The organism is Streptomyces sp. NRRL F-525 (genome assembly GCF_000716605.1).
In the GTDB taxonomy this organism is placed as follows: domain Bacteria; phylum Actinomycetota; class Actinomycetes; order Streptomycetales; family Streptomycetaceae; genus Streptomyces.
In genome coordinates this window covers 1-25237 of sequence record NZ_JNXE01000013.1, presented here as the reverse complement: position 1 = coordinate 25237, position 25237 = coordinate 1, and the positions used below count along the sequence as shown (strand labels likewise).

Below are 25237 nucleotides of genomic sequence, written 5' to 3'. Positions count from 1 at the left end.
GCCCGTCAACTGCCCGGGTACGGCCAGGGGTTCGGCAGACAGTGGATCCCGTCATGATCGAGGAACTTGGTCTGCTGCTGCATGACCGGCGCCAACTCGCCGTCCTTGTCGCAGGTGACGTGCCCGTAGCCAAGACGATGACCGACCTCATGGTTGATCAACATCTGTCGATACGCGTACATCTTGTCCCCATATGTTGACGACCCCTGCGCCCATCGATACGCGTTGATCATCACGCGTTCGGTGGCCGCCGAGTCGCACGACACATTGTCCTCGGTGGTGTCCAGCCCGGACTTGGCGCACCACGTGGCGGTGGTACCAGGACTGGCCAGGGTGATCACGAAGTCCGGTTTGCCGGTGTAGATCCGCTCGAAGGTACGGGCGCCGTTGTGGGCCCAACTCCGCTTGTCGTTCAGCGTCTTCTGCACGGCCTGCGCGAAGAGCGTCCCGTCCAGCCCGAGCCCCTGCTCCACGTCGACGCGGTACGTGTACTTGCGCCCCTTGCCGGGCGCCTTGTCGACACCGGGCACCGCGTCGAACTTGTCCGGCCCCTTGAGCTTGGCGCCGAGCGGATACTTCTTCGCCATCTTCTGGGCGTACGTCAGCGCCACCAGCCGCGGCGAACCGGACGGGCTGACCTCCGGCGAGGCCGACTCCCTGGCATCCCGGGCCCGATCGGTCGCCGCCTGCGACCGCGCCGCGTCACCGTCACCGCCCTTGGCCACCTGCCCGGCCACGATGACGGCCAGCACGGTGGTGACGGCGGCGGCCGCGATACCGGTGTAGGTCCGTCCTTTACGGCCCTTGGCGACCCCGGGCGCGGAGTCGAGGTCGGCGGGGGGCTCGTCGTCGGCGTCTGCGTCGCTCTCGGGGGTCCAGGTGGTGACGGAGCCGTACGGGTCGGAGGGGTGCATCGCGACGCCGGTCCGGGACGCGAAGACGTCGTCGTCCCCTTCGAAGGCGTCGACGTAATCCTGCCGAGGCCGGGCCCTACGACCGCTCTGGCCGCCTCCCCCGGGACCGGCTTGAGGAGCCTGGCGCTGCCGCGGGATGGGCAGCCCGGGGGCCGAACCGGCGACGGGGGACTGGGGCGTGCCGGGGGTACCGGGTGCGCCGGGCGAGGCTTGAGAGGCGCCGAGCGGGCCGCCCGGTGTACCGGGTCCCACACCGCTCCGTCCCCTCAACTCACCCCAGGCGCCCCCGGATTCAGCCTGCTCAGGATGACCGGCACGCGCGCGTGGAGAGCCATCGGGCAGCCTGGAGACACCGCGCGCGGGAGTGCCGTCGGGCAGCCTCGGGAAACCGTGGGCCGGCGTGCCGTCGGGCAGCCTCGGGAAACCGTGGGCCGGCGTGCCATCGGGCAGCCTCGGGAAACCGTGGGCCGGCGTGCCATCGGGCAGCCTCGGAAACCCGTGGGCTGGAGTGCCGTCGGGGAAACGGGCGGTGCCGTGCGCAGGGGTGCCGTCCGGCGCACGCGGAACACCGCGAGCCGGGGTGCCATCCGGCAACCTCGGAAAACCGTGGGCCGGGGTGCCATCGGCCAACCTGGGAAACCCATGGGCCGGCGTGCCGTCCGGAAGCCTGGGAACGCCGTGCGCCGGAGTGCCCTCAGCGGAACGCGGCGCACCCTGCGCCGACCAACCGTCCGGCAAACGCGGCACCCCGCGCGCGGGAGTGCCATCAGGGAGACGCGGCCCTCCAGCCGCAGGACCGCCCCCGAAGAAACGCGGCGACCCGTGAGCCGGGGTCCCATCAGGAAGACGCGGTCCACCTTGAGCGGGCGGCTGCCCTTGGAAACGCGGTACACCGTGAGCGGGTGTCCCCTCCGGGGGACGCGGCCCACCTGGAGCCGACGGCTGACCCTGGTGACGCGGCATCCCATGAGCAGGCGTCCCGTCCGCGGAACGCGGTGCGCCCTGCGCTGGAGGCGCCCCCTGGAACCGCGGCACCCCCTGAGCCGGAGTCCCACCCGTAAAACCCGGTATCCCCCGAGCCTGCGCCCCACCTGGAACGCTCGACCCCCCGTACCCCGTATCCCCGCTCCCTGAAGACCGCTGCGGCTGCTGTCGGCCAGGTATCACCCCAGGCCCAGAACCAGGAGAAGCCCCAGGCCGTCCCCCCTGCCCCCTCTGCGACTCCCGAGCCCCCTGAGGCCCCCGAGCCCCCGGCACGCCCTGAGCGTCCCCAGGCGCACCCGTCCCGCCCTTCCCCACCCCCGTGCCCGTACCCACGTCCGCGGCGTCACCCTTCGCAGGGGACCTACGGCGACTATGGCGTCCCACGTCGCCCCCTCAACTCCCCGCGTTCGTATCGTCGTTGCCATCGCCCCCGGCACCTGAACCCGATCCTGGTCCCGATCCCGCGCGGCCGGCATCACTCACCGTACTCACCGAACCGCCGCCCCGGGACCCCCGCGCACCACCCCCGCCACCTCGGCCGAAACCATCCCCTTCGGCAGCACGACGCCCCCGCACGGCACCGGCGTCCGCCGGCTTCCCGAACTCTCCCGGTTCTCCCGGCTCCCCCAACTCCCCCGAATCCGCGAGAAGTTCACGGAACGCCGCCGCCACCGTCTCCGGATACTCCATCATCGCGACGTGCCCCGCGTCCGGCAGGGAAAGCAGGCGGGAGTCCCGGAACGTGCGGGCCGCGCGCTGGGCCATGCGGTAGCCGACGAGCTGGTCGCGGCCGCCGTAGACGAGGAGGGTGGGGGCGAGGACACGTTCGGCCTGGCGCCAGAGGCCGTGTTGGCCGCCCAGGGTGTACGCGTTGACGATGCCCCGGGAAGAACGGGCCATCGCGTCCCAGAAGTAAGGGAGTTGGAGGCGCCGCTCCAGCTCCTCGACCGCGTACCGGAACGCCTCCGGGGTCACCATGCCGGGATCGCCGTAGCAGAGGCCCAGGACACCGCGGACGCGCTGTTCGGCTGTCCACTCCCTGCTGATGCGGGTGAACAAGGAGGCGATCCCCGGTACGCCGAGCAGCGCCGTCGGCAGGGCCGAGCGCTGGACGCGGATCTCCGGCAGGGCCGGGGAGATCAGCGTGAGTGTGCGGACGAGGTCCGGGCGTACCGCGGCCACGCGGGTCGTGATCGCGCCGCCCAGGGAGTTGCCGAAGAGGTGCACCGGGCCGCGCCCGGCCGCGTCGAGGTAACGGATGACCGCGCGCGCGTGCCCGGTGACGGAGTAGTCGCCGTCGTCCGGTGGCGGGGAGTCGCCGAAGCCCGGCAGGTCCAGGGCCTCGCTGTCGACCAGGCCGTCGAGCTCGGCCATGAGCTGCGACCAGTTCTGCGAGGAACCGCCGAGCCCGTGGACGTACAGCGCGGGCGGCAGTCCTTCGCGCACGGCCGCTCTCGACCGCACCGTCAGCGTGATCCCCGGCAGCCCGACCGACCTGAGCCGCTCCCCCTCGCCGACCCTGACGGGCGCCACCTTGGGGAGCACGCTGGTGACGGCCGACACGGAAGGCAGCTCTGTCGAAGACATGCGGCAATGTTACGAGACGATCACGCAATGGCTCGTGTGTTCGCCATCACAAGCCCCATGGCAGCCCTGCGACAGCCCTACGACCGACAGCCCCGAGGCTTCCGCCATGGCACCCCCGCCCGCTGTCTCCTAGGCTCAGGACGTACCAGGAAGGGAGCCCGCCATGACCGTCGACCCCAGTGATCCTGCGACGTTCGAGGACGAGAGCGACACCCCGTTCGATGTCGAAGCCCCCGAGGACGACATCACCGACGAACAGCCGACCGACCTCGACCCGGACAAGGCCAACGAGGCCGACGTCGCCGAACAGGCCCGCGTCGTCGCCCTCGACGAAGACGACTACCGGTGACGTGACGCCGAACAGGCCCCTTCAGTAAGAAGAAGCCACTTACCTGCGACTCCCGGCGCCCCCTACATCCCTTCTAGGGGCATTCGCACGGCTTTCACCATCGTCCGGTACGTGAAATTCTGCGCTCGCACCGCGCACACCGGGGTTACCGAAAAGTACGATGGCGGCGCGGCGCTCACCGCATGAGGACGACATTTGGGAGGCGGCGTGACAGCCATCGAGCAGACAGAGGCGGCGCGCCCGCGGGGCACCCGCCTGCCGCGCCGTGCCCGACGGAACCAGCTGCTGGGCGCCGCCCAGGAGGTCTTCGTCGCACAGGGTTACCACGCGGCCGCGATGGACGACATCGCCGAGCGCGCCGGCGTCAGCAAGCCGGTGCTCTACCAGCACTTCCCGGGCAAGCTCGACCTCTACCTCGCCCTCCTCGACCAGCACTGCGAGTCGCTGATCCAGGCGGTGCGCACCGCGCTCGCGTCGACGTCGGACAACAAGCAGCGCGTCCGGGCGACCATGGACGCGTACTTCGCCTACGTCGAGGACGACGGCGGCGCCTTCCGGCTGGTCTTCGAGTCGGACCTGACGAACGAGCCCGCCGTGCGCGAGCGCGTCGACAAGGTGACGAACGAGTGCGCCGAGGCGATCTGCGAGGTCATCGCCGAGGACACCGGCCTCTCACGGGCCGAGTCGATGCTGCTGGCCTCGGGTCTGGGCGGTCTCGCCCAGGTCGTCGCCCGCTCCTGGCTGCACAGCGACCGCAGCGTCCCGCGCGACCAGGCGGTCCAGCTGCTGGCCTCGCTGGCGTGGCGCGGCATCGCCGGTTTCCCGCTGCACGGCAGCGAACAGCACCACTGACCGCCGTAGAGCCGGGTTTGTTCCCGTGCGTTGTTCGCTCTTGGCGTTCCGGCGCGGAACATCTACGTCCTCTCGCCGGGCTAGTGTGTGCTGCGTACGGCGCGGAAGATCGCGCACTTTGCTGACCGTCGGAGGGACATAGCCGTGGAGGTCAAGATCGGCGTGCTGCACACGCCTCGCGAGATCGTTCTGGAGACCGGTCAGAGCGCCGAAGAGGTCGAGCAGGCCGTGGCCGAGGCGCTGACCGGGAAGGCTCCGCTGCTGAGCCTGGTGGACGAGCACGGCCGCAAGGTCCTCGTCCCCGCCGACCGGCTCGCCTATGTCGAGCTCGGCGAGGCGGCCCCGCGCAAGGTGGGCTTCGGCGCGCTGTAGTCGCGAACGGACGAGGGGCCCGGTGACCGTCGAGGTCACCGGGCCCCTCGCGTTTCCGCCGCTGTTCTTATCTGCGTTTTCACCACAGATGGAGCACAAGTCACCCACAGGGGAGGATTGCATTCCGCAGGTCACGGGTATGACCGGCTACGACCGAACAACGCACGCCGGCCGTGGGAGGGACCCCCGTGATGATCCTGGAAGCGCTCGGCTCCGCCGTGCTGGGTGTGCTGCTCGCCTGGGCCGCCACACACCGGCTCGCACACCGTCTGCCGGCCCGCTCCCTGGTGTTCTCCACGGGCGTCGCCGGAGCCCTTTTCGGTGACTTCGTCACCCACAGCGCGCTCGGCCCCGGCAGCGGCCTCGCGAGCCTGCTCGGGGCGGCCGTCGTCTCGGCGGCCTCGCTCTCGCTGCTCCTTCGGCCCTCGCGGCGACTCCGGGGACGGTCCGCGCCGGCTTAGCTAGGCGGCGAGCCCCAGGGCCGCCATCCGCTTGGTGTGCGCCTCGGTGATCCGGGAGAACATCCGACCCACCTCCGCGAGGTCGAACCCGTCCGCCACGCCACCGACGAGCATCGTCGACAGCGCGTCCCGGTCGGCCACCACCCGCTGCGACTGCGACAGCGCCTCACCCATCAACCGCCGTGCCCACAGGGCGAGTCGGCCCCCCACACGCGGGTCCGCGTCGATCGCCGCGCGCACCTTCTCCACGGCGAAGCTCGCGTGCCCCGTGTCGTCGAGAACCCCGAGCACCAGCAGCCGGGAGTCCTTGTCGAGGCGGGCGGCGACCTCGCGGTAGAAGTCACTGGCGATCGAGTCGCCGACGTACGCCTTGACGAGGCCTTCCAGCCAGTCCGAGGGCGCCGTCTGCTTGTGGAAACCGTCGAGCGCGGCGACGAACGGCTGCATCGCGTCGGTCGGCTCGGCGCCGATCTCGGTGAGCCGGTCCCTGAGCTGCTCGAAGTGGTGGAACTCGGCCGACGCCATCTTCGCCAGCTCCGCCTTGTCCGCGAGCGTCGGCGCCAGCTTGGCGTCCTCCGCGAGCCGCTCGAACGCCGCCAGCTCGCCGTACGCGAGCGCGCCGAGCAGGTCCACGACCGCGTTGCGGTACTGCGGGTCGACGGAGGCCGTGGCCCAGTCCTGGGCGGCGACTCCGGTGGGTTCGGCGGGCGCGTCGGAGGCGTTGTCAGCGGTCGTCATGAAGCGCACAATAGCCCGCTCACAGCACGGCGGAAGTCCCTGGTCAATCAGTGTGACGACGACAACGTGACCAAATCGGCCAACGCATGTGCGTGATTCCGGGGTATGGTGGTAATGCGCCCGCCGAGTATTCGCCGGGCCGCACGAATGAGGATGCCCGGTCGGTGGCCCGATCGGCTCCGACCCGACAGCCCTCCTCGCCCGTACGGCACGTTGCGTACGTCGTTCGGAGGGGGACCCTCAGCGGTACGAGCGCTAGAGCGTCGGCAGTGGTCCCGTGCAGTACGGCTTGCCCTCACGGGTTGTCCGTAAGGCAGCCGACGTCCCCGGCACGGTCCTGACACGACCCCCGCGCTCGCCTCGCACCGCGCACACAGAAGAGGCAGCACCCTGACTACTTTCCGAGAGCTCGGAATCCTTCCCGAGACCGCTGAGGCCCTTGAGGCCGTCGGTATCGTCTCCCCCTTCCCGATCCAGGAGATGACGCTCCCCGTAGCCCTTTCCGGCACGGACGTCATCGGCCAGGCCAAGACCGGCACCGGCAAGACGCTGGGCTTCGGCCTCCCGCTCCTGGAGCGCGTGACCGTCCCCGCGGACGTCGAGGCCGGCCGGGCCAAGCCCGAGCAGCTGACCGACGCCCCGCAGGCGCTCGTCGTGGTCCCCACGCGCGAGCTGTGCACGCAGGTCACGAACGACCTGCTGACCGCGGGCAAGGTGCGTAACGTCCGCGTCCTCGCCATCTACGGCGGCCGGGCCTACGAGCCGCAGGTCGAGGCGCTCCGCAAGGGCGTCGACGTCATCGTCGGCACCCCGGGCCGACTGCTCGACCTCGCGGGCCAGAAGAAGCTCGACCTCAAGCACATCAAGTCGCTCGTCCTGGACGAGGCCGACGAGATGCTCGACCTGGGCTTCCTGCCCGACGTCGAGAAGATCATCAACTTCCTGCCGGCCAAGCGTCAGACCATGCTGTTCTCGGCGACCATGCCGGGCGCGGTCATCGGTCTCGCGCGCCGCTACATGTCGCAGCCCACGCACATCCGCGCCACCTCGCCGGACGACGAGGGCGCGACGGTCGCGAACACCAAGCAGTTCGTCTACCGCGCGCACAACATGGACAAGCCCGAGCTCGTCGCCCGCATCCTGCAGGCCGAGGGCCGGGGCCCGGTCATGGTCTTCTGCCGTACGAAGCGCACGGCGGCCGACCTCGCCGACCAGCTCCAGCAGCGCGGCTTCGCCTCCGGCGCGGTCCACGGCGACCTCGGCCAGGGCGCCCGCGAGCAGGCGCTGCGCGCGTTCCGCAACGGCAAGGTGGACGTGCTCGTCTGCACCGACGTCGCCGCCCGCGGTATCGACGTCGAGGGCGTCACGCACGTCATCAACTACCAGTCCCCCGAGGACGAGAAGACCTACCTGCACCGCATCGGCCGCACCGGCCGCGCGGGCGCCAAGGGCATCGCGGTCACCCTCGTCGACTGGGACGACATCCCGCGCTGGCAGCTCATCAACAAGGCGCTGGACCTCGGTTTCCCGAACCCGCCGGAGACGTACTCCACGTCCCCGCACTTCTTCGAGGAAATGAACATCGCCGCGGGCACCAAGGGTGTCCTGCCCCGCTCGGAGCGCACGCTCGCCGGGCTGGCGGCGGAGGAGGTCGAGGACCTCGGCGAGACCGGCGGACGCGGCGGCCCGCGTGGCCGGGGCGGCCGCGACGGCGGTCGTGGTGGCCGCGACAGCGGTCGTGACGCCGGCAGGGGCGGTCGCGACAACAGCCGCGACAGCCGCAACGAGTCCCGTTCCGCCGACACCGAGCGCGCGGCACGCACCCCGCGCCGCCGCCGTCGCACCCGCAACGGTGCCCCGATGGAAGGGACTTCAGCGGCTACGGCCGTGACGTCGTCCACTCCGGAGGAGACCGCGCTGGCCGCGTCCGAGGACACCGCGACCCGCACCCCGCGCCGCCGTCGCCGCACGCGCAACGGAGCGGCGGGAGAGCAGCTGCCGGCCACGGCGGTCACCTCCACGCCGGTCACGCCCGTGTCCGAGGCCGCGGAAAGCGCCGTAGCTACGGCTGAGACTCCGGCCCTGGACGCCCCGACGACGTCACGCCGCCGCCGTACGCGGAAGTCGGCGGAGCCCGCGGTCGAGACGGCGGCAGTGACCCCGGTGGCCGAGGCCCCCGTGGTCGAGACCCCGGTCGAGGAGACCAAGCCGCGCCGCCGGACCCGCAAGGCCGTACAGGCCGCGGAGCCGGTCGAGGCCGCGAGCCCCGTCGCTGCCGAACCCGCCGCCGTGGCCGCGGTCGACACGGCCGAGGCCGTCGAGGCCAAGCCGCGCCGGACCCGGGCGCGGAAGACCGCGGCTCCGGTCGAGGCGGTCGAGGTCGTCAACACGGTCGAGGCCGTCGAGGAGACCAAGCCGCGTCGCCGTACGGCGACCCGCAAGGCCGTCGCCGACATCCCCGCCCAGGTGGTCGAGGAGGCCGCACCCCGGCGCCGTACCCGCAAGGCCGCGGAGCCGGTGGTGGAGGCCGTGGAGACGCCGGTCGTGGCGGAGACCAAGCCGCGGCGGACCCGGAAGGCAGCGGCTCCGGCCGAGGTCGTCGCCGTGGACACCGCCGAGGCTGTCGAGGCCAAGCCTCGTCGGACGCGCAAGACGGCCGCCGCTGTTGCCGTAGAGGCTCCGGTGGAGGTCGCCGAGGTCAAGCCGCGCCGCACCCGCAAGGCCGCGGTTGCCGCCGAGACCGCCGTGGACACGGTCGAGGCTGTCGAGAGCAAGCCGCGCCGGGCCCGTAAGACGGCCGCTGCCGTTGCCGTCGAGGCACCTGCGGAGGTCGTCGCCGAGACCAAGCCGCGGCGGACCCGTAAGGCAGCGGTCGCCGCTGTCGACACGGCCGAGGCCGTCGAGGCCAAGCCCCGGCGCACCCGCAAGACGGCCGCCACCGCCGAGATCCCGGCGCAGGTGGCCGAGGAGGCGGAGGTCAAGCCGCGTCGCCGTACGACCCGCAAGGCCGCCGAGGCCCCGGTCGTCACGGAGACGGCGGAGGCCACCGAGGCCAAGCCGAGGGTGCGTCGCCCGCGCAAGACGGCGGCAGCGGCGGCTGAGACCGCCGAGGGCTGACCGAACTCAGTAACGCCGATGGCCCGGTCCACTTCACGTGGGCCGGGCCATCGGCGTTCCACCAGCCCGTTAACCCTGGTTACACCCTCCCGTCCCCATCCCGCTCAGCCTCGCCGGTTAACCTCGACCCATGAGCAAGCCGCCCTCCTTCACCCCGCCCCCCGGCGCTCGCGCGTACCAGCTGCGGACCCCGCGCGGTGAGTTCGCCGTCGTGGACTCGCCCGTGGGCGACGGTGTCGAGGCGAAGGGGGTCGCGCTGTTGCTGCCGGGGTTCACCGGGAGCAAGGAGGACTTCAACCCCCTGCACGAGGCGTTCGGGGCGCGCGGGTACCGGACCGTGGCCGTGGACGGGCGGGGCCAGTACGAGTCGGACGGCCCGGTCGAGGACGAATCCCCTTACGCCCAGGACGAGTTGGCGCGGGACGTGCTCGCGCTGGCAGAGACCGTGGGCGCGCCGGTGCATCTGCTCGGGCACTCCTTCGGCGGGCAGGTGGCGCGAGCGGCCGTACTGCTGGACCCCACACCATTCGTGTCGCTGACGCTGATGGCATCGGGGCCGGCGGAGATCTCGGCCTCCCAGCAGCAGCGCGTGAAGCTGTTGCGGGACGCGCTCGCGGTGATGTCGATGGCCGAGGTGTGGGACGCGATCCAGGCGATGGAGGCACCGGAGGAGACCGAGACCGGCGGTGGGCTGGACGAGGGTCTCGACGACCGGGCCGACCTGCGCCGCCGCTGGCTGGGCACCAAGCCGGCCCAACTCCTCGCAGCGGGACGCCAGTTGTGCGTGGAGCCGGACCGGGTGGCCGAACTGGCCGCGGTCCCGCTCCCCGTCCACGTCCTGTCGGGCTCGCGCGACGACACCTGGCCGGTGCCGCTCCTGGACGACATGGCCGTACGACTGAAGGCGCGGCGGACGGTCATCGCGCGGGCCGAGCACTCACCGAACACGGACCAGCCGGCCGCGACGGCCAAGGCGATCGCCGACTTCTGGGACGCGACCGCCCCCTGAGGGATCAGTACTGCGTCTGCAGGTGCTCCCAGAACCCGTCCCGCAACGCCCGCCGCAGGTCGGCCTGTCCACGCAGCGAGTACTGCAGCAGCCCCTCCGCCTCGACCAGCAGATCCTGGTCGACGGACCCCGGCAGATACGGATGCCCGGGCAGCAGCTCCACCAGCGCCTCCCTCCCCCGCGCCGCGAGCCACTTCGCCGCGATCTGCGCGCCCACGAAGCGGACGTCGTCGCGGGTGGGCCGGGTGGCGGCGGCCTCGTAGACGGCGGACGCGCGCCGGGAGACGTACGGCTTGAAGAAGTCGAGGTCGAAGGTGCGCTGACTGTCGACCTCCCAGAGGAGCGGCTCCGCCTGGTTACGGCCCTCCGGCGCCTCGATGCCCCACAAGTGGACGCGGGCGCCGTACCCTTGGGCCGCCTCGACCGCCGAGACCAGGTCCTCGTCGCCGCCGATGAGGGCCGCGTCGCTGATGGCGCGGTGCCGGGCGAGGGACTCCAGGTCGGAGCGGATGAGTGAATCGACGCCCTTCTGCTGGTTGTTGGCGTTGAGATTGCCCAACCGCACCTTCACGTCCGGGAGTTCGGCGATGGCCTGCTGCTCGGCGGTGTGAATGCGCCGCCGAGCACCGTCGTACCAGTAGACCCGCAGCAGCCGGCTGTCCGCGAAGATCGTGCGGGCCTTGTCGATGAGCGCCTCGATGAGGCCCTCGGTGTCGAGGTCGAAGGTGCGTCGGTCCTCGGTCCCGGAGACGAGGCGGCCCGCGGCTGCATACAAATACCCGGCGTCGACGAAGATCGCATGCGTCGAGGGCGTCTTCGCCACTTCGGCGAGCATGCGCTGCAGCAGCTCGTTCGTGCGGTCGATGCGGGCGCTGAGGGCCGCGAGGTCGTCGTTCATCGCTTCCATTGTCCCGGCGGTCACGCTGCGAACACAACCGGTCCCGGTCAGTCTCGCGTCGATCTCTTACCGGTCAGTAATTAGGCGTTCGAAAAATTTCCTTAGCGTAGGGAATGTTTGTAACACGCATCCCGTTGACTACATACGTAACCAAGTAGTTCTCCTCAGGAGGATGACCAGACGAAGGGAGAAGCCAATGCGCTTCGAAATCATGCGTCTTGACGAGGTCGACGGCACCACCGTGGACAGCACCGTCGTGGACGCCGCCTCCGTCAATCGGATCGTGCAACAGGCCGCCGCCATTGGACAGCGCCTGTGGATCCGCCCCGCCGAGACCAAGGCCTCGTAACACTCGAGGCCGCGTAACACCGACGACGTAACGACCACGACCCTTACCCGCGACCCTTACGCGGATCGCAACCACACTTCAGAACCCCCGTACGGCACCGACGCCGTGCGGGGGTTCTGCGTATACCGGGCCTACGGCGCTCAACTCGCGCGAACGACCTGGGTGATCCCGTTGATGATCTGCTGCACGGCGATGGCGGACAGCATCATCCCGGCGAGCCGCGTCACCAGCACCACCCCACCGTCCTTGATGACCCGGATGATCAGCAGCGAGTACCGCATCACCAGCCACAGCACGACATGGATGGCGAGGATCGCCGTCCACACCGACACCTGCGTGGCCACACTGTCGGCCTTCTGCACGGCGAGGATGACGGACACGATGGCGCCGGGCCCGGCAAGCAACGGCATGCCCAGCGGCACGAGGGCGACATTGACGTCCTTGGTCTGCTTGGGCTCGTCGGTCTTGCCGGTGAGCAGATCGAGCGCGATGAGCAGGAGCAGCAGCCCGCCCGCGATCATCAGCGCGGGCACGGAGACGTGCAGATAGTCGAGGATCTGATGCCCGAGCAGCCCGAACACGGTGATGACACCGCCCGCGACACACACGGCCTGGAACGCCATGCGCTTCTGCACCTTGGACGGTCGTCCGGCGGTCAGCGCGAGGAAGATCGGGGTGATCCCAGGGGGATCCATGATGACAAAAAGGGTCAGGAAGAGGGAGCCGAAGACGGCGACGTCGAACATGGGTGAGCCACGAGCCTTGCAGGTGAGAGTGAGCGGAGACGAACGGACGGAGGCGGGAGTCAGACTCCCCCGGCCCCCGGCACCGGGAACGCCCCGGTGGCGCGCCGCGTGATCTCGCCGTACACCTCGGGATCGGTCGTGTACTCCCCGAGCTGCACGCTCTTCCGGCTCCCGTGATAGTCACTGGACCCGGTCGCCAGCAGCCCGAGCTCCTTGGCAAGCCCCCGCAACCGCACGCGAGTCTCGGCATCGTGATCCATGTGCTCGACCTCGATCCCGTCGAGCCCGGCGGCAGCCATCTCGGCGATGGCAGCCTCAGGCACGGTGTGCCCACGCTTACTGGCACCAGGATGCGCGAACACGGTCACGCCTCCCGCGGCCTTCACCAGCCGAATGGCTTCAAAGGGATCGGTCTCATGCTTGGCCACATGAGCGCGCCCCCCATCAGCCAGCCACTCCCCGGTGAACGCGTCATTCACCGTGGGCACAACGCCCAACTCGACGAGCGCGGTGGCGACATGAGGCCGCCCGACGGACCCTTCCCCGGCAATCCGGGCAACCTGCTCCCAGGTGACCGGCACCCCCAGTTCCTGAAGCCGCCCCACCATGGCCCGAGCCCGAGGCACCCGATCGTCCCGAACCAACTCCCGCTCAGCGAGCAGAGCCGGCTCCTCCGGGTCGAACAGGTAGGCCAACATGTGCATGGACACCCCGTCGATCCGACAGGACATCTCAGCCCCGGTGACGAGCGTGAGCCCCGAGGGCAACGCGTCGATCGCCTCCGCATACCCACGACTGGTGTCGTGATCGGTCAGCGCGACAACGTCCAGCCCAGCGGCACCAGCATTCCGCACCAGCTCAGCGGGCGTATCCGTACCGTCCGAGGCCGTGGAGTGGGTGTGCAGATCGATACGCACGCGCGGACTCCAAACGGCAACAGTAAAGAAGGGGACCACTCAAGGGTAACGGCATCCCAGGGGCCCCTTCGAACGCGCTGAGGCGGACCCCCTAAGGGGCGCGGGGAACTGCGCGACCAGCCACAACGAGCCCGCACCCGCCCCACAAACCGAACCCACCGCCCCCTAGGCGCTACGGCTCAAGCAACCGCGGCGACAACGCCCCACAGGGCACCAAATCAACCTCGGCACCGGCATCCCGCAAATCGGTCAGCACAAGCTCGTCATACATCAACAACCCCGACTGCTCAGGCCAGACAACGGCCCACAGCCACAACCCCAACGCCTCCCCCGCGAAAACGGCCCGATCATCCGGCGCCGTAGAAACATGCCACAACGGAGTAGGCCGCCCAGCCGCAAGCAACTTCGCCTGAGGAGGCTTCTCAACGTTCATGTAAGGCCCAGGATCCGGCCCATCGATCCCCGCATACCGCGCCCCGAGCCCAACCCCCAGCTCCTCGGCAACAAGGATCAACTCCCCGATCCCCCCAAGCGGCCCCGGCCCGGAACACGCAACAGCCGTAGCCCGCCCCCCACTACGGTCATCCCCGGCACAGGCCACGCCAGTGAACAGCCACCCCACCGGCAACGGCCACGGCATCCACACCGGCACCTTCGTCCGATGCACCACGACACTGAGCGCCTCGACGCTGGGCGGGATCACGGGCTGCAACGGATGCACCGTCCCGTGCACATCGCACTGCCAGGAATCGGCGAAGAGTCCGGGAGCCCTGACCCGGCCACCACACTTCGGGCAACTGGGTTCGCCCCTCATAGGGCCCCACGGTCCTACCCTCACCCGCGCACGTCAAGGACGATCACCCGTCCGGCCGGGACCACTCACGGAGCGAAACCGGACGGAAGCCGACCTCGAACTAGATGTAACTTGCATTCATTACCTTGCCTAACTTACTATGTGCATATACCAACTACTTGGGAGGAAGCATGGACGACCCCTTCGACAAGGGAGCCGACACCGGCTCGGGCAGCATCCTTCGGCAGCCCAAGGCGGTCTGGGCCACCGCGGGCGCCTCGGTCGTCGCCTTCATGGGCATCGGACTCGTCGACCCGATCCTGCCGTCGATCGCCAAGGGCCTGGACGCCACGGCGAGCCAGGTGTCCCTGCTCTTCACCTCGTACTTCCTGATCACCGCCATCGCGATGCTGGTGACCGGCTTCGTCTCCAGCCGCATCGGCGGCAAGAAGACCCTGCTGCTCGGCCTCGCCCTCGTCGTGGTCTTCGCCGGTCTCGCCGGCACCTCGGGCTCGGTCGGCGAACTCGTCGGCTTCCGGGCCGGCTGGGGCCTCGGCAACGCGCTCTTCGTCTCGACCGCCCTCGCCGTCATCGTCGGCGCGGCGGCCGGCGGCAGCGCCGCCGCGATCCTGCTCTACGAGTCCGCCCTCGGCCTGGGCATGGCCTGCGGCCCGCTCCTCGGCGCCCTGCTGGGCAACCAGAGCTGGCGCTACCCCTTCTTCGGCACCGCGTTCCTGATGGCGATCGGCTTCCTCTGCATCACGGTGTTCCTGAAGGAACAGCCGAAGCCGACCCAGAAGACGTCACTGCTCGACCCGCTGAAGGCGCTCGGCCACGGCGGCCTGGCCTCCGCAGCCGTGTCGTCGTTCTTCTACAACTACACGTTCTTCACCGTGCTGGCCTTCACCCCGTTCGTGCTGAACATGACCCCGTACAAGTCCGGTGCCGTGTTCTTCGCCTGGGGCGTCCTGCTCGCGGTCTTCTCGGTCTTCGTCGCCCCGCGCCTCCAGGCCCGGTTCGGCTCCCTGAAGGTGCTCGGCGGTTCGCTCGTACTGCTCGCCGTCGACGTGCTCGTCCTCGGCTACGGCAGCCACACCACCGCCATCGTCTGCACGATCCTGTCCGGCGCCTTCATCGGCGTGAACAACACCGTCTACACCGAGCTGGCCCTGGGTGTGTCGGACGCGCCGCGCCCGGTGGCGAGCGCGGGCTACAACTTCGTCCGCTGGTTCGCGGCGGCGGCCGCGCCGTTCTTCGCGCCGAAGATCGAGGGGTGGAGCAACATCCACATCCCGTTCGTGGTCGCGGCGGTCACCGCGGCGCTGGGCGCGCTGGTGGTCCTCGTACGACGGAACGCGCTCACGCACGAGGCCGAGGAGCTGGAGCCGAGGCACGCGGTGGAGGACAGTGTCGCGGTGTTCGCCAACTAGCCGATAACCGGCCGACGTTGGTGACCGCATGGGTGAGCTTGCTCACTCCGGTGTCAGTCGAGCGGGACGGACCTGCGGGAGGGATCCCGGAGGTCCGTCCCGTTCGTCAACCAGCGTTCCTGGAGGGCCTGTGCGCCGTGGACGCGTTTCCAGGCGGCCTCGTTCGGGGTCATGGGGAGCAGCGGCAGGAAGCGCACCGGGTCGAGGGGCTCGTCGAGTTCCAGGTCCTCGACCAGGCCGCCCGGCTCGGCGACCAGTACCGAGGTGAACGGGGCGCCGGGCCACAGCGGTTCGCCCACGTCGAGGGATGCGCCGGGGGCCACGATCACGCCCTCGACCTGCGGGGACGCGGCCAGCACGGCGAGGGGCCGTAGCACCTTGTCGGTGTCGGCGAGGCCGCCGCGGACGGAGAGGACCAGCTCGGCGCGGGGGCCCGCGACCGGGTCGGCGAGCATCACCGTGGGGTCACTCATGGGCTGGGCGGACATGCCGAGGGTGGCGTAGCGGACGACGGTGCCGTCCTGGTTGTCGTCCGGGAAACGCAGGACCTCGACGCGGTCCGTGCCGAGGAAGGTGACCGCGGCGCGGGCGTCCGGTTCGCCCAGCGCGGTACGCAACCGTGCCTCTACCAGAGCAAGAACATCAACCATGCGGTGAGCATAGAACTCGTCAGTACCGGGCAAAGCAGCGCCTTGACAGTTCAGTCGGCTGATAGTCTTGGCCGGTCGTTCGGGGCAGCACGCAGAAGCGTCGCGATCAAGTCCCGACGCCGTTGAGACTCCCCCACGGGGGACCGGCCGGAGGAGGTGGGGCTGCAATGGACCGAAGTCGGCCTGGCAGTACCACCCGCTCTTCCGGCCGCTGATGTCGTCGCTCTGGCTCTGCTTCTAGCCTCCAGCCGGCTGCCGCCGCCTCTCGCACTTCTTCACTGTCGCGGAAGAGCACTTCGTTTCTTTTTCCTGATCTGCCTGATCTGTCCGGTGTGTTCGATCCGACCGATCTGTCTGTTCCGAAGTCAGTGCCTGTATCAGTAGCGAAGTTCGCCACCGCGACGGTGCGGTGCTCCCCGCTTTGTGGACGTGCCAAACATCCGTACCTCAGGACGTCCCCATTCCGGGCAGTTCCAACCGTCGTTGGCGCCTTTCGTTGCTCGTCGCGAAGGAGCCCGCCATGTCGATGATCCGCGACCTGCGTGCCGTGGTCCGCCCGTCCCGTCCCTCCCTGCGCAAGGACGGCGGCGCGTACGACACGACCCGCGACCCCGGTACCCCCTCGGCCGTCGTCGACTGCGCCGTGTACCGCGACGGCGCCCGTGTCGACGCCGGCAAGCCGCTCACCCCGCACGAGGCGATGCGCCTGGTGCGCCGTGACGGCGGCTTCGTGTGGATCGGCCTGCACGAGCCGACCGAGGCCGAATTCGCCGTCATCGCCCGGGAGTTCGGACTCCACCCACTCGCCGTCGAGGACGCCGTACAGGCCCACCAGCGCCCCAAGCTGGAGCGCTACGACGACTCCCTCTTCACCGTCTTCAAGACCATCCACTACGTCGAGCACGACCAACTCACCGCCAACAGCGAGGTAGTTGAGACCGGCGAGGTCATGTGCTTCACCGGGCGGGACTTCTTCATCACCGTCCGGCACGGCGGCCAGGGCTCGCTGCGGGCGCTGCGGCACCGGCTGCAGGACGACCCGGAGCTGCTCGCCCGCGGTCCCTCGGCGGTGCTGCACGCGATCGCCGACCACGTCGTCGACGGCTATGTCGCGGTCGCGGACGCGGTGCAGGACGACATCGACGAGGTCGAGACCGAGGTGTTCACGCCGGGCCGCAAGGGCGGGGTCTCGCGCGGTGTCGACTCGGCGCGGATCTACCAACTCAAGCGCGAGGTACTGGAGTTCAAGCGCGCGGTGTCGCCGCTGCTGCGTCCCATGCAGCTGCTGAGCGAGCGGCCGATGCGGCTGATCGACCCGGACATCCAGAAGTACTTCCGCGACGTCGCCGACCACCTCGCCCGGGTCCACGAGCAGGTCATCGGCTTCGACGAGCTGCTCAACTCGATCCTCCAGGCCAACCTCGCGCAGGCGTCCGTCGCCCAGAACGAGGACATGCGGAAGATCACCGCGTGGGCCGCGATCATCGCCGTACCGACGATGGTGACGGGCGTGTACGGCATGAACTTCGAGCACATGCCGGAGCTGCACGCGAAGTACGGGTATCCGGCCGTGCTCACCTTCACCGTGGCCGTCTGTCTCACCATCCACCGCACGCTGAAGCGCAACGGCTGGCTGTGAGCGGCTGGATAGGCTGACGCCCATGACTAGCAGCGAGCCGCTCGACCAGGCCCTCGTCGAGGAGGCCACGAAGAAGTCCGGCCTCGTCTGGGTCAACGGTCCGGGCGTCCCGGCCCGCGCCCTGTGGCACGTCTGGCACGAGGGCGCGGCCTGCCTGATCGGCGACGGGCCGGGCGAGCAGCCGCTGCCGGGACTGACCGACGGCGGCCCCGCCGAGGTCACCGTCCGCAGCAAGGACAAGGGCGGCCGACTGGTCTCCTGGACCGCGAAGGTCGTAGAACTGGCGCCCGACTCCGAGGCCTGGGCGGCGGCCGTAGCCGAGCTGAAGGGCAAGCGTCTCAACGCCCCCGACGGCGAGGCTATGACCGCCCGCTGGGCCCGCGAGTGCAGGGTGCTCCGCTTGGAGCCGACGGGGGTGACTCTGCCGTTGCCCGACGGCGATCTGGCGGCTCGGCCGCTGCCGTCGCCGGCCACGACGCGTGAGCCGATCCCTGCGGGGCTGCCGAAACTGCTGGTGCGGCGCCGGAGAAGGGGCCAATAGTTCGGCTGCGGGCCGGTGGGGGCTCGTCGCGCAGTTCCCCGCGCCCCTAAGAAGACGGCAGTTGCTTGCCGTAGTCGACAGTGTCGTCGCCCTTCGGCTGCGTCACCGTGAAGCTCTTGCCCCAGTCCGAGAAGGTCAGCGTGCCCGCGCCGCCCGCGCGGACCAGCCGGAGCGGATACGGCTTGCCCTCGAGGGAGACGTCGAGGGTGCCGCCGGAGCCCTTGTCACCGGTGATGCGGATCGTCCGGACACCGTCCTGCGCGTGGTGCCCGTCCGTCGCGAGTGAGCCGTGCAGGGTCAGCAAGCTGGAGAGGAGCACGTCCTTGTCCGTGAAACCACTGAACTTCTTGTACGAGGGGTCCCCCTGCGGCACCTTCACGTACTTGCCGTGCAGCGAGTCGCCGGCGCCCGAGTCCCCGTTGCTGTTCCAGAAGTCCGCGTCGGCCTTCAGGTACAGCTCCTCGCCGATCCGCAGCAGCCCGAAGGTCGACCCCTTCGAGGTGACCGACCCGCTGCCGCCGTCGGACTTCAGCCGCATGTCGAGCGTGTACGTCTTCCCGCTGGTGACGACGGTCCCGGACAGCCGTACGGCGTCGGCGCCGCCCGCGGCCGTGACCGACCTGGACTGGATCTTGTCGGCGGCCAGCTTGCCGACCCCGTTCGTCCCCGCGTCCAGGTCCTCGCCGCCGCACCCCGCGAGGGCCAGGACACAGGCCGCGCCGAGCAGCGCCGCACGACGGTTTCGGACCTGGGGGATCGCAGTCACAGGTGGGTTGCCTTCCATGCGGGGGGCGATGGCGTACGGCAGCGTACCGGGGCCGCGAGGTGCCGGCGGAGCCAGTCCGTCCGGACCGCCCACCAGCGCGGATCACATGGGGACGGGCTAGCCTGAAGCCCGTCCGAGCAGGCATTTCGGAAGATCCGGAAACCACAGAATCCATCGGTGGACCAGCAGAGAAAGAAGGAGGTGCGGCCATGGCAGCCGGCGCTCCCCGAGTCTTCGTGTCGCACCTCTCCGGTGTCGCCGTCTTCGACCCGAACGGCGACCAGGTGGGCCGCGTCCGCGACCTCGTCGCCATGCTCCGCGTGGGCAACCGGCCCCCGCGGCTGCTCGGCCTCGTCGTCGAACTCTCCACGCGGCGCCGCATCTTCCTCCCGATGACCCGGATCACCGGCATCGAGTCCGGCCAGGTCATCACGACCGGCGTGCTGAACGTCCGCCGCTTCGAGCAACGGCCCACCGAGCGGCTGGTGTTCGGCGAACTCCTGGACCGGCGCGTCACCCTCGTCGAGACCCACGAGGAGGTCACCGTCCTCGACCTCTCGGTGCAGCACCTGCCGGCCCGCCGGGACTGGGAGATCGACCGGATCTTCGTCCGCAAGGGCAGGACCGGCGGAGCCTTCAGAAGGGCCAAGGGCGAGACGCTGACCGTGGACTGGTCCAGCGTCACCGGTTTCTCCCTGGAGGAGCAGGGACAGGGCGCGGAGAGCCTCCTGGCCACCTTCGAGCAGCTGCGCCCCGCCGACCTCGCCAACGTCCTGCACCACCTCTCCCCCAAGCGCCGGGCCGAGGTCGCCGCCGCCCTCGACGACGACCGCCTCGCCGACGTCCTCGAAGAGCTCCCGGAGGACGACCAGATCGAGATCCTCGGCAAGCTGAAGGAGGAGCGCGCGGCCGACGTCCTGGAGGCCATGGACCCGGACGACGCGGCCGACCTCCTCTCCGAACTCCCCGAGGACGACAAGGAACGCCTCCTCAACCTGATGCAGCCCTCCGAGGCGGCCGACGTACGCCGCCTGATGTCGTACGAGGAGCACACCGCGGGCGGTTTGATGACGACCGAGCCGATCGTCCTGCGGCCGGACGCGACCGTCGCCGACGCGCTCGCCCGGGTCCGCAGCGCCGACCTCTCCCCCGCGCTCGCCGCGCAGGTGTACGTCTGCCGCCCGCCGGACGACACCCCGACCGGCAAGTACCTCGGCACGGTCCACTTCCAGCGGCTGCTGCGCGACCCGCCGTACACCCTGGTCAGCGCGATCATCGACGACGACCTGCAGCCGCTGGACCCGGACGCCTCGCTGCAGCTGATCGCCGGGTTCTTCGCGACGTACGACATGGTCGCGGCGCCCGTGGTCGACGAGACCGGGTCGCTGCTCGGGGCGGTGACCGTGGACGACGTGCTGGACCACATGCTGCCGGAGGACTGGCGGGAGACCGAGTTCCATCTCGACGAGGGCGTGGACGAGAACGAAGACGAGGAGGTGGCGGCTCATGACTCCTGAGCGCGAGTCCACGCGGGAGAGGACACCGGCGGGCGCGACCGCCACCACCCGGACCCGGGCCCGGCTCGACCAGCCGCGTCCGCCCCGGCGCCGGTTCCTGCCCGAGTACGACCCCGAGGCCTTCGGGCGGATGTCGGAGCGGATCGCGCGGTTCCTGGGGACCGGGCGGTTCATCGTCTGGATGACGGTCGTCATCATCGCGTGGGTGCTGTGGAACATCTTCGCGCCGCGTGACGTGCGGTTCGACAACTACCCGTTCATCTTCCTGACGCTGATGCTGTCGCTCCAGGCCTCCTACGCGGCCCCGCTGATCCTGCTCGCGCAGAACCGGCAGGACGACCGCGACCGGGTCAACCTCGAACAGGACCGCAAGCAGAACGAGCGGTCGATCGCCGACACCGAGTACCTCACCCGCGAGATCGCCTCCCTGCGCATCGGCCTCGGCGAGGTCGCGACCCGGGACTGGATCCGCTCCGAACTCCAGGACCTGGTGAAAGAGCTCGAAGAACGGGAGAACGGCCACCACAAACACGTCGTATTCCCGGCGGAACGGTCGCACGGACGTGACGTAGACGACCGGTGACGGACTTACCGGGGGCCCCGCGCGGCGCCGTACCATCGACCCTATGGCTACGGAAGACGCGGTGCGTGAAGCGCTGTCGACGGTGAACGACCCCGAGATCAACCGACCCATCACCGAGTTGGGGATGGTCAAGTCGGTGGAGATCGGTGCGGACGGAGCGGTCGCGGTCACCGTGTACCTGACGGTCTCCGGCTGTCCCATGCGCGAGACGATCACGCAGCGCGTGACGGAGGCGGTCCTGGGTGTCGAGGGCGTCACCGGCGTCGACGTGACCCTGGACGTGATGAGCGACGAGCAGCGCAAGGAACTCGCGACCGCCCTGCGCGGTGGCAAGACCGAGCGCGAGGTCCCCTTCGCGCAGCCCGGCTCCCTCACCCGCGTGTACGCGGTCGCCTCCGGCAAGGGCGGCGTCGGCAAGTCCTCGGTGACGGTGAACCTCGCGGCCGCGATGGCCGCCGACGGCCTGAAGGTCGGTGTCGTCGACGCCGACATCTACGGCCACTCCGTGCCCCGCATGCTGGGCGCCGACGGCCTCCCCACCCAGGTCGAGAACATGATCATGCCGCCGTCGGCACACGGCGTGAAGGTCATCTCCATCGGCATGTTCACGCCGGGCAACGCACCGGTGGTGTGGCGCGGGCCCATGCTGCACCGGGCACTCCAGCAGTTCCTGGCGGACGTGTACTGGGGCGACCTGGACGTCCTCCTCCTCGACCTCCCGCCGGGCACGGGCGACATCGCGATCTCCGTCGCCCAGCTCGTCCCGAACGCCGAGATCCTCGTCGTGACGACCCCTCAGCAGGCGGCGGCCGAGGTCGCCGAGCGCGCGGGTTCCATCGCCGTACAGACCCACCAGAAGATCGTCGGCGTCGTCGAGAACATGGCGGGCCTGCCGTGCCCGCACTGCGGCGAGATGGTCGACGTCTTCGGCACGGGCGGCGGCCAGTCGGTGGCGGACGGCCTGACGCGCACGACGGGCGCGTCGGTCCCGGTGCTGGGCAGCATCCCGATCGACGTCCGCCTCCGCGAGGGCGGCGACGAGGGCAAGCCGGTGGTCCTGAGCGACCCGGACTCCCCGGCGGGCGCGGCCCTGCGAGCGATCGCGGGCAAGCTGGGGGGACGGCAGCGAGGCCTTTCGGGCATGTCGCTGGGGATCACCCCGCGGAACAAGTTCTAGGGGTCCCACCTCAGGGGCGCGGGGAACTGCGCGACCAGCCACGAACGGCCCGCAGTTCCCCACTCACCTCAATCCGCCGTCAGGCGGCGTACGTAGTGATGTCCTTGATCATGGCGAAGCCGAGCCCATACGCGCTCATGCCCCTCCCGTACGCCCCCACGTGGACGCCTTCCTGAGTCGACCCAGCCAGCACCCAGCCGAACTCGGACTCGCGGTAGTGGAAGGGCGTCGGCACGCCGTCCACGGGGAGGGACAGGGTCGACCAGTCGTCGCCGGCGAGGTCGTCCGCCAGGACCCAGGCCGTCTCGGTCTGCTGCTCCAGCCAGTCGTCCCGCAGGGTGTGGTCCATCTGCCCGGGCCAGGTGAAGGACAGCAGCCCCACACCGGCGAGCCAGGCCGCGGAGGACACCGACGTGGCCTCCAGGAGGCCCGTGCCGTCGGCGGTGCGCCGGGCGGGGTTGCCCGCGACGGTGACGACGACCGCGAACTTCTCCTTGTCCTCCGTGCCTTCGTTGCGTACGGAGGGCTCGTCGCCGTGCCCGATCGAACCGTGCTCGACGGCTCCGTCCGCCGCCATGCCCACCTGCATCAGCCAGCGCGGTCCCGTGAAGGCCTCGTCGAGGCCGTACCACGGGAAGGGCGCCAGCAGGTAGCCGTCGACCGTGCGCCGGGCGGAGGGGAGTTGTTGTCCACCCTCCGCGGCCGGCGCCTGCGCGCCTACCCGACTCGTCGTCTCCATGCTCCGGACGCCTCCTCGTTCTCGTCGGACCGGGGCGGCCCGCCCCCCTTCGGGCGACTCGCCCGGTCCGCACAACAACTCGGCAGCATAGCCACCTCGTGCGAGGCAGCCCGGAAAGCGCCCGGCGCGCGAGGCGCGAATGGGCCGTGTTCAGGCCGTACGAGGGCGTGGCAGGGGTATGAGACGCGTCACGTGAGCGGGGCTCGGGAGGTGCGGGGGATGTGCTCGGGGAGGGTCAGGTGGCGTCCGCGTCGAAGGGCGGGCGGTCGTCCTTCTCCGGCTCCTCGGGCTTCTTGGTCATGTCGAGCCGACCACTCGAAGAGGGCGAGGAACTCGGGGTGTCCGCGCTCTGGACCGCCTCCGTGACCTCGGCCATCTCCTTCTTCAGGTCGAAGCCGTTGCGGATCTCCTTGAGCCCCAGTTCGTCGTTGTCCAGCTGCTTGCGCAGGAACGTCTTGGGGTTGAGGTCCTCGAAGTCGAAGTCCTTGAACTCCGGACCGAGCTCCTCGCGGATGTCCGCCTTGGCGCTCTCCGAGAACTCTCGGATCTTCCGGATCGTCCGCATGACGTCCTGGATGACCTTCGGGAGCTTGTCCGGACCGAAGACGAGCACGGCGAGGACAATGATCGTCACCAGCTCTAGCGGTCCTATGTCATTGAACACCTGAAGCTCCTTGCGATGTCCTCGGTCCTCGGCCCTCGGTGGTCTGTGCGGGTCTTCCGTGGTCCGGGCCGGGTCCACGGTACCCGGCGATCCCACCCGACCGGTACTGTCCCGGGGGCTACGAGTGGGTGTACACCACCGGTTTTCCGGGTTGTTTGCCTAGTGGGACGGGGCGCGGGGCTCTCACCTGTGACGTTTCTGTCAATCACCGGTCGCCGAGCCCAGCACGAGCGACAAGGTCATGTCTTTGCCGCCTCGCCGCAGGGTCAGCCGCACGTGGTCGCCGGGCCGATGGGCGCGCGTCCTGACGATGAGCTCGTTCCCGGAGTGGACAGGCTCGCCGTCGACCTCGGTGATGACGTCGCCGGCCTTGAGTCCCGCCTCGGCACCGGGACCGCCCGCGGTGACGGCGGGCCCGTCGCCGCTGCCCTTCGTGGCGATACGGGCGCCGTCCCCCGCGTAGTCCAGGTCGAGGCTGACGCCGATGACCGGATGGGTCGCCTTCCCGGTGTTGATGATCTCCTCGGCAACCCGCTTGGCCAGATTCACGGGAATGGCGAACCCGAGCCCGATGGACCCGGCCTGCTCACTCTCCGTCCCGTCCCCACCCCCGTCCCCGTAATCGGCGGACCGAATAGCCGAGTTGACCCCGACCAGCCGCCCCCGCGCGTCGAGCAACGGCCCACCGGAGTTCCCGGGATTGATCGGCGCGTCGGTCTGCAGGGCATCGACATACGACACATCGCTCCCGTCCGACGCCTCTCCACCCGCCGTGATGGGTCGCTCCTTGGCGCTGATGATCCCGGAGGTCACGGTGTTGTCCAGATCGAAGGGCGCCCCGATCGCGACAACGGGGTCCCCCACCCGCACGTTGTCGGAATTCCCGAGCGGCATCGGCGTCAGCCCGCGCACCCCCCGCACCTGCACGACGGCGAGGTCGTACCCGGTGTCCCGCCCGACGACGGTGCCCTTGACGGTCTGCCCCCCACTGAACCTGACGGATATCGCCCCACCACCACCAGCGGGCCGCACGACATGGTTGTTGGTGAGGATGTGCCCCCGCGCATCCAGCACGATCCCGGTACCGGTCGCCGACTCCTCATCCCCGCTCACATGCAGGGTCACGACACTGGGCAGAGCCCGAGCAGCAATCCCGGCAACACTGCCGAGCGCGGGCTGAGCATCTTCTTTACCGACCTGCGGCAACACGATGGCCCCACCGATCCCGTCCCGCTCCAGATGCGCCCCTACGACCCCACCGACACCGCCGGAGACAAGAGCCAGGACGAGGGCGGAGACGGCGAGGAGTTTCCGGGTGCGGTGCTGTTCGGGGGTGAGGGGTGGGGTTGGGGTGCCGGTCTGTTGGAGGGGGGCGGGGGTGGCCCAGGGGTCGTAGCGGTGCCAGGGGTTGGTGGGTGGGGTGGGGGTGAGGTCTGCGGTGGGGG

25 protein-coding genes are annotated in these 25237 nt (G+C 70.0%); 13 read left to right on the top strand and 12 right to left on the bottom strand.

Going from position 1 to position 25237, the window contains the following annotated elements; genetic code table 11:
- Window positions 1–5: 5 nt before the first annotated feature.
- Window positions 6–1877 (bottom strand): DUF3152 domain-containing protein, encoded by a 1872-nt coding sequence (locus tag OO69_RS19590; RefSeq protein WP_420707893.1) that lies wholly within the window; start codon window positions 1875–1877, stop codon window positions 6–8.
- Window positions 1878–2291: 414 nt separating this feature from the next.
- Entirely contained in the window at window positions 2292–3485 is a 1194-nt protein-coding gene (locus OO69_RS19585) for an alpha/beta fold hydrolase (protein ID WP_051801123.1), read from the bottom strand.
- Window positions 3486–3648: 163 nt separating this feature from the next.
- On the opposite strand from OO69_RS19585, the gene OO69_RS19580 reads away from it, so the two are divergent.
- The 4 genes from OO69_RS19580 to OO69_RS19565 all read left to right on the top strand — a co-directional run bounded on the left by OO69_RS19580 (window position 3649) and on the right by OO69_RS19565 (window position 5519).
- A complete protein-coding gene (locus OO69_RS19580; RefSeq protein WP_033282012.1) occupies window positions 3649–3834 on the top strand; it encodes a hypothetical protein in 186 nt (61 codons plus the stop codon).
- Between the two features lie 207 nt (window positions 3835–4041).
- Window positions 4042–4686 (top strand): TetR/AcrR family transcriptional regulator, encoded by a 645-nt coding sequence (locus OO69_RS19575; RefSeq protein WP_033282011.1) that lies wholly within the window; start codon window positions 4042–4044, stop codon window positions 4684–4686.
- A gap of 144 nt (window positions 4687–4830) precedes the next feature.
- Complete coding sequence (locus OO69_RS19570; protein ID WP_019072095.1) at window positions 4831–5058, top strand: DUF3107 domain-containing protein; 228 nt, start codon at window positions 4831–4833, stop codon at window positions 5056–5058.
- A 191-nt stretch (window positions 5059–5249) separates the two neighbouring features.
- Window positions 5250–5519, top strand: a complete 270-nt coding sequence (locus tag OO69_RS19565) for a hypothetical protein (protein WP_033282010.1) — start codon at window positions 5250–5252, stop codon at window positions 5517–5519.
- On the opposite strand, the gene OO69_RS19560 is transcribed toward OO69_RS19565, so the two are convergent.
- On the bottom strand, window positions 5520–6257 hold the full coding sequence (locus OO69_RS19560; protein ID WP_033282009.1) for a ferritin-like fold-containing protein: 738 nt from the start codon (window positions 6255–6257) through the stop codon (window positions 5520–5522).
- A gap of 480 nt (window positions 6258–6737) precedes the next feature.
- Between OO69_RS19560 and OO69_RS19555 the strand changes: the two genes are divergently transcribed.
- Both OO69_RS19555 and OO69_RS19550 read left to right on the top strand, forming a co-directional pair.
- Window positions 6738–9374, top strand: coding sequence for a DEAD/DEAH box helicase (locus OO69_RS19555; protein WP_033282008.1), 2637 nt, complete (start codon window positions 6738–6740; stop codon window positions 9372–9374).
- Between the two features lie 130 nt (window positions 9375–9504).
- Entirely contained in the window at window positions 9505–10383 is an 879-nt protein-coding gene (locus OO69_RS19550; protein ID WP_199810988.1) for an alpha/beta fold hydrolase, read from the top strand.
- 4 nt (window positions 10384–10387) lie between these two features.
- Here the strand turns inward: OO69_RS19550 and OO69_RS19545 are convergent, their stop codons facing one another.
- Entirely contained in the window at window positions 10388–11281 is an 894-nt protein-coding gene (locus OO69_RS19545; RefSeq protein ID WP_033282007.1) for an NYN domain-containing protein, read from the bottom strand.
- A 196-nt stretch (window positions 11282–11477) separates the two neighbouring features.
- On the opposite strand from OO69_RS19545, the gene OO69_RS52520 reads away from it, so the two are divergent.
- On the top strand, window positions 11478–11630 hold the full coding sequence (locus tag OO69_RS52520; RefSeq protein WP_019058373.1) for a hypothetical protein: 153 nt from the start codon (window positions 11478–11480) through the stop codon (window positions 11628–11630).
- Window positions 11631–11770: 140 nt separating this feature from the next.
- Here OO69_RS52520 and OO69_RS19540 read toward each other — a convergent pair whose 3' ends face one another.
- From OO69_RS19540 to OO69_RS53010, 3 genes are all read right to left on the bottom strand, one after another.
- Window positions 11771–12376, bottom strand: a complete 606-nt coding sequence (locus OO69_RS19540; protein WP_033282006.1) for a MarC family protein — start codon at window positions 12374–12376, stop codon at window positions 11771–11773.
- Window positions 12377–12435: 59 nt separating this feature from the next.
- Window positions 12436–13293, bottom strand: a complete 858-nt coding sequence (locus OO69_RS19535) for a PHP domain-containing protein (RefSeq protein ID WP_033282005.1) — start codon at window positions 13291–13293, stop codon at window positions 12436–12438.
- Between the two features lie 172 nt (window positions 13294–13465).
- On the bottom strand, window positions 13466–14107 hold the full coding sequence (locus tag OO69_RS53010; RefSeq protein WP_033282004.1) for a DUF6758 family protein: 642 nt from the start codon (window positions 14105–14107) through the stop codon (window positions 13466–13468).
- 170 nt (window positions 14108–14277) lie between these two features.
- On the opposite strand from OO69_RS53010, the gene OO69_RS19525 reads away from it, so the two are divergent.
- Window positions 14278–15516: an MFS transporter gene (locus tag OO69_RS19525; RefSeq protein WP_033282003.1), complete on the top strand. Its 1239-nt coding sequence runs from the start codon at window positions 14278–14280 to the stop codon at window positions 15514–15516.
- A 53-nt stretch (window positions 15517–15569) separates the two neighbouring features.
- Here the strand turns inward: OO69_RS19525 and OO69_RS19520 are convergent, their stop codons facing one another.
- Window positions 15570–16166, bottom strand: coding sequence for a suppressor of fused domain protein (locus OO69_RS19520; protein ID WP_033282002.1), 597 nt, complete (start codon window positions 16164–16166; stop codon window positions 15570–15572).
- Between the two features lie 520 nt (window positions 16167–16686).
- Here OO69_RS19520 and OO69_RS19515 point away from each other — a divergent pair.
- Together OO69_RS19515 and OO69_RS19510 are read left to right on the top strand one after the other, a co-directional pair.
- Window positions 16687–17805 (top strand): magnesium and cobalt transport protein CorA, encoded by a 1119-nt coding sequence (locus tag OO69_RS19515; protein WP_033282001.1) that lies wholly within the window; start codon window positions 16687–16689, stop codon window positions 17803–17805.
- A 22-nt stretch (window positions 17806–17827) separates the two neighbouring features.
- On the top strand, window positions 17828–18346 hold the full coding sequence (locus OO69_RS19510; RefSeq protein ID WP_033282000.1) for a hypothetical protein: 519 nt from the start codon (window positions 17828–17830) through the stop codon (window positions 18344–18346).
- A gap of 46 nt (window positions 18347–18392) precedes the next feature.
- Here the strand turns inward: OO69_RS19510 and OO69_RS19505 are convergent, their stop codons facing one another.
- A complete protein-coding gene (locus OO69_RS19505) occupies window positions 18393–19112 on the bottom strand; it encodes a hypothetical protein (RefSeq protein ID WP_033281999.1) in 720 nt (239 codons plus the stop codon).
- Window positions 19113–19321: 209 nt separating this feature from the next.
- Between OO69_RS19505 and OO69_RS19500 the strand changes: the two genes are divergently transcribed.
- Genes OO69_RS19500 through OO69_RS19490 form a run of 3 tightly spaced genes read left to right on the top strand, consistent with a single transcriptional unit; the run spans window position 19322 to window position 22389 of the window.
- Window positions 19322–20629, top strand: a complete 1308-nt coding sequence (locus OO69_RS19500) for a magnesium transporter MgtE N-terminal domain-containing protein (RefSeq protein WP_033281998.1) — start codon at window positions 19322–19324, stop codon at window positions 20627–20629.
- Entirely contained in the window at window positions 20619–21212 is a 594-nt protein-coding gene (locus tag OO69_RS19495) for a DUF1003 domain-containing protein (RefSeq protein WP_033281997.1), read from the top strand. Before OO69_RS19500 ends, OO69_RS19495 begins: the two co-directional genes overlap by 11 nt.
- A gap of 43 nt (window positions 21213–21255) precedes the next feature.
- Complete coding sequence (locus tag OO69_RS19490; RefSeq protein WP_033281996.1) at window positions 21256–22389, top strand: Mrp/NBP35 family ATP-binding protein; 1134 nt, start codon at window positions 21256–21258, stop codon at window positions 22387–22389.
- Between the two features lie 79 nt (window positions 22390–22468).
- Here the strand turns inward: OO69_RS19490 and OO69_RS19485 are convergent, their stop codons facing one another.
- The 3 genes from OO69_RS19485 to OO69_RS19475 all read right to left on the bottom strand — a co-directional run.
- The gene (locus OO69_RS19485; protein ID WP_033281995.1) at window positions 22469–23128 is read right to left on the bottom strand and encodes a hypothetical protein; all 660 of its coding nucleotides are present in this window, start codon (window positions 23126–23128) and stop codon (window positions 22469–22471) included.
- Between the two features lie 235 nt (window positions 23129–23363).
- Window positions 23364–23792: a sec-independent translocase gene (locus OO69_RS19480; RefSeq protein ID WP_033281994.1), complete on the bottom strand. Its 429-nt coding sequence runs from the start codon at window positions 23790–23792 to the stop codon at window positions 23364–23366.
- A gap of 201 nt (window positions 23793–23993) precedes the next feature.
- Window positions 23994–25237, bottom strand: a 1244-nt coding sequence (locus OO69_RS19475; RefSeq protein ID WP_033281993.1) for a S1C family serine protease, incomplete at its 5' end; no start/stop codon positions are given.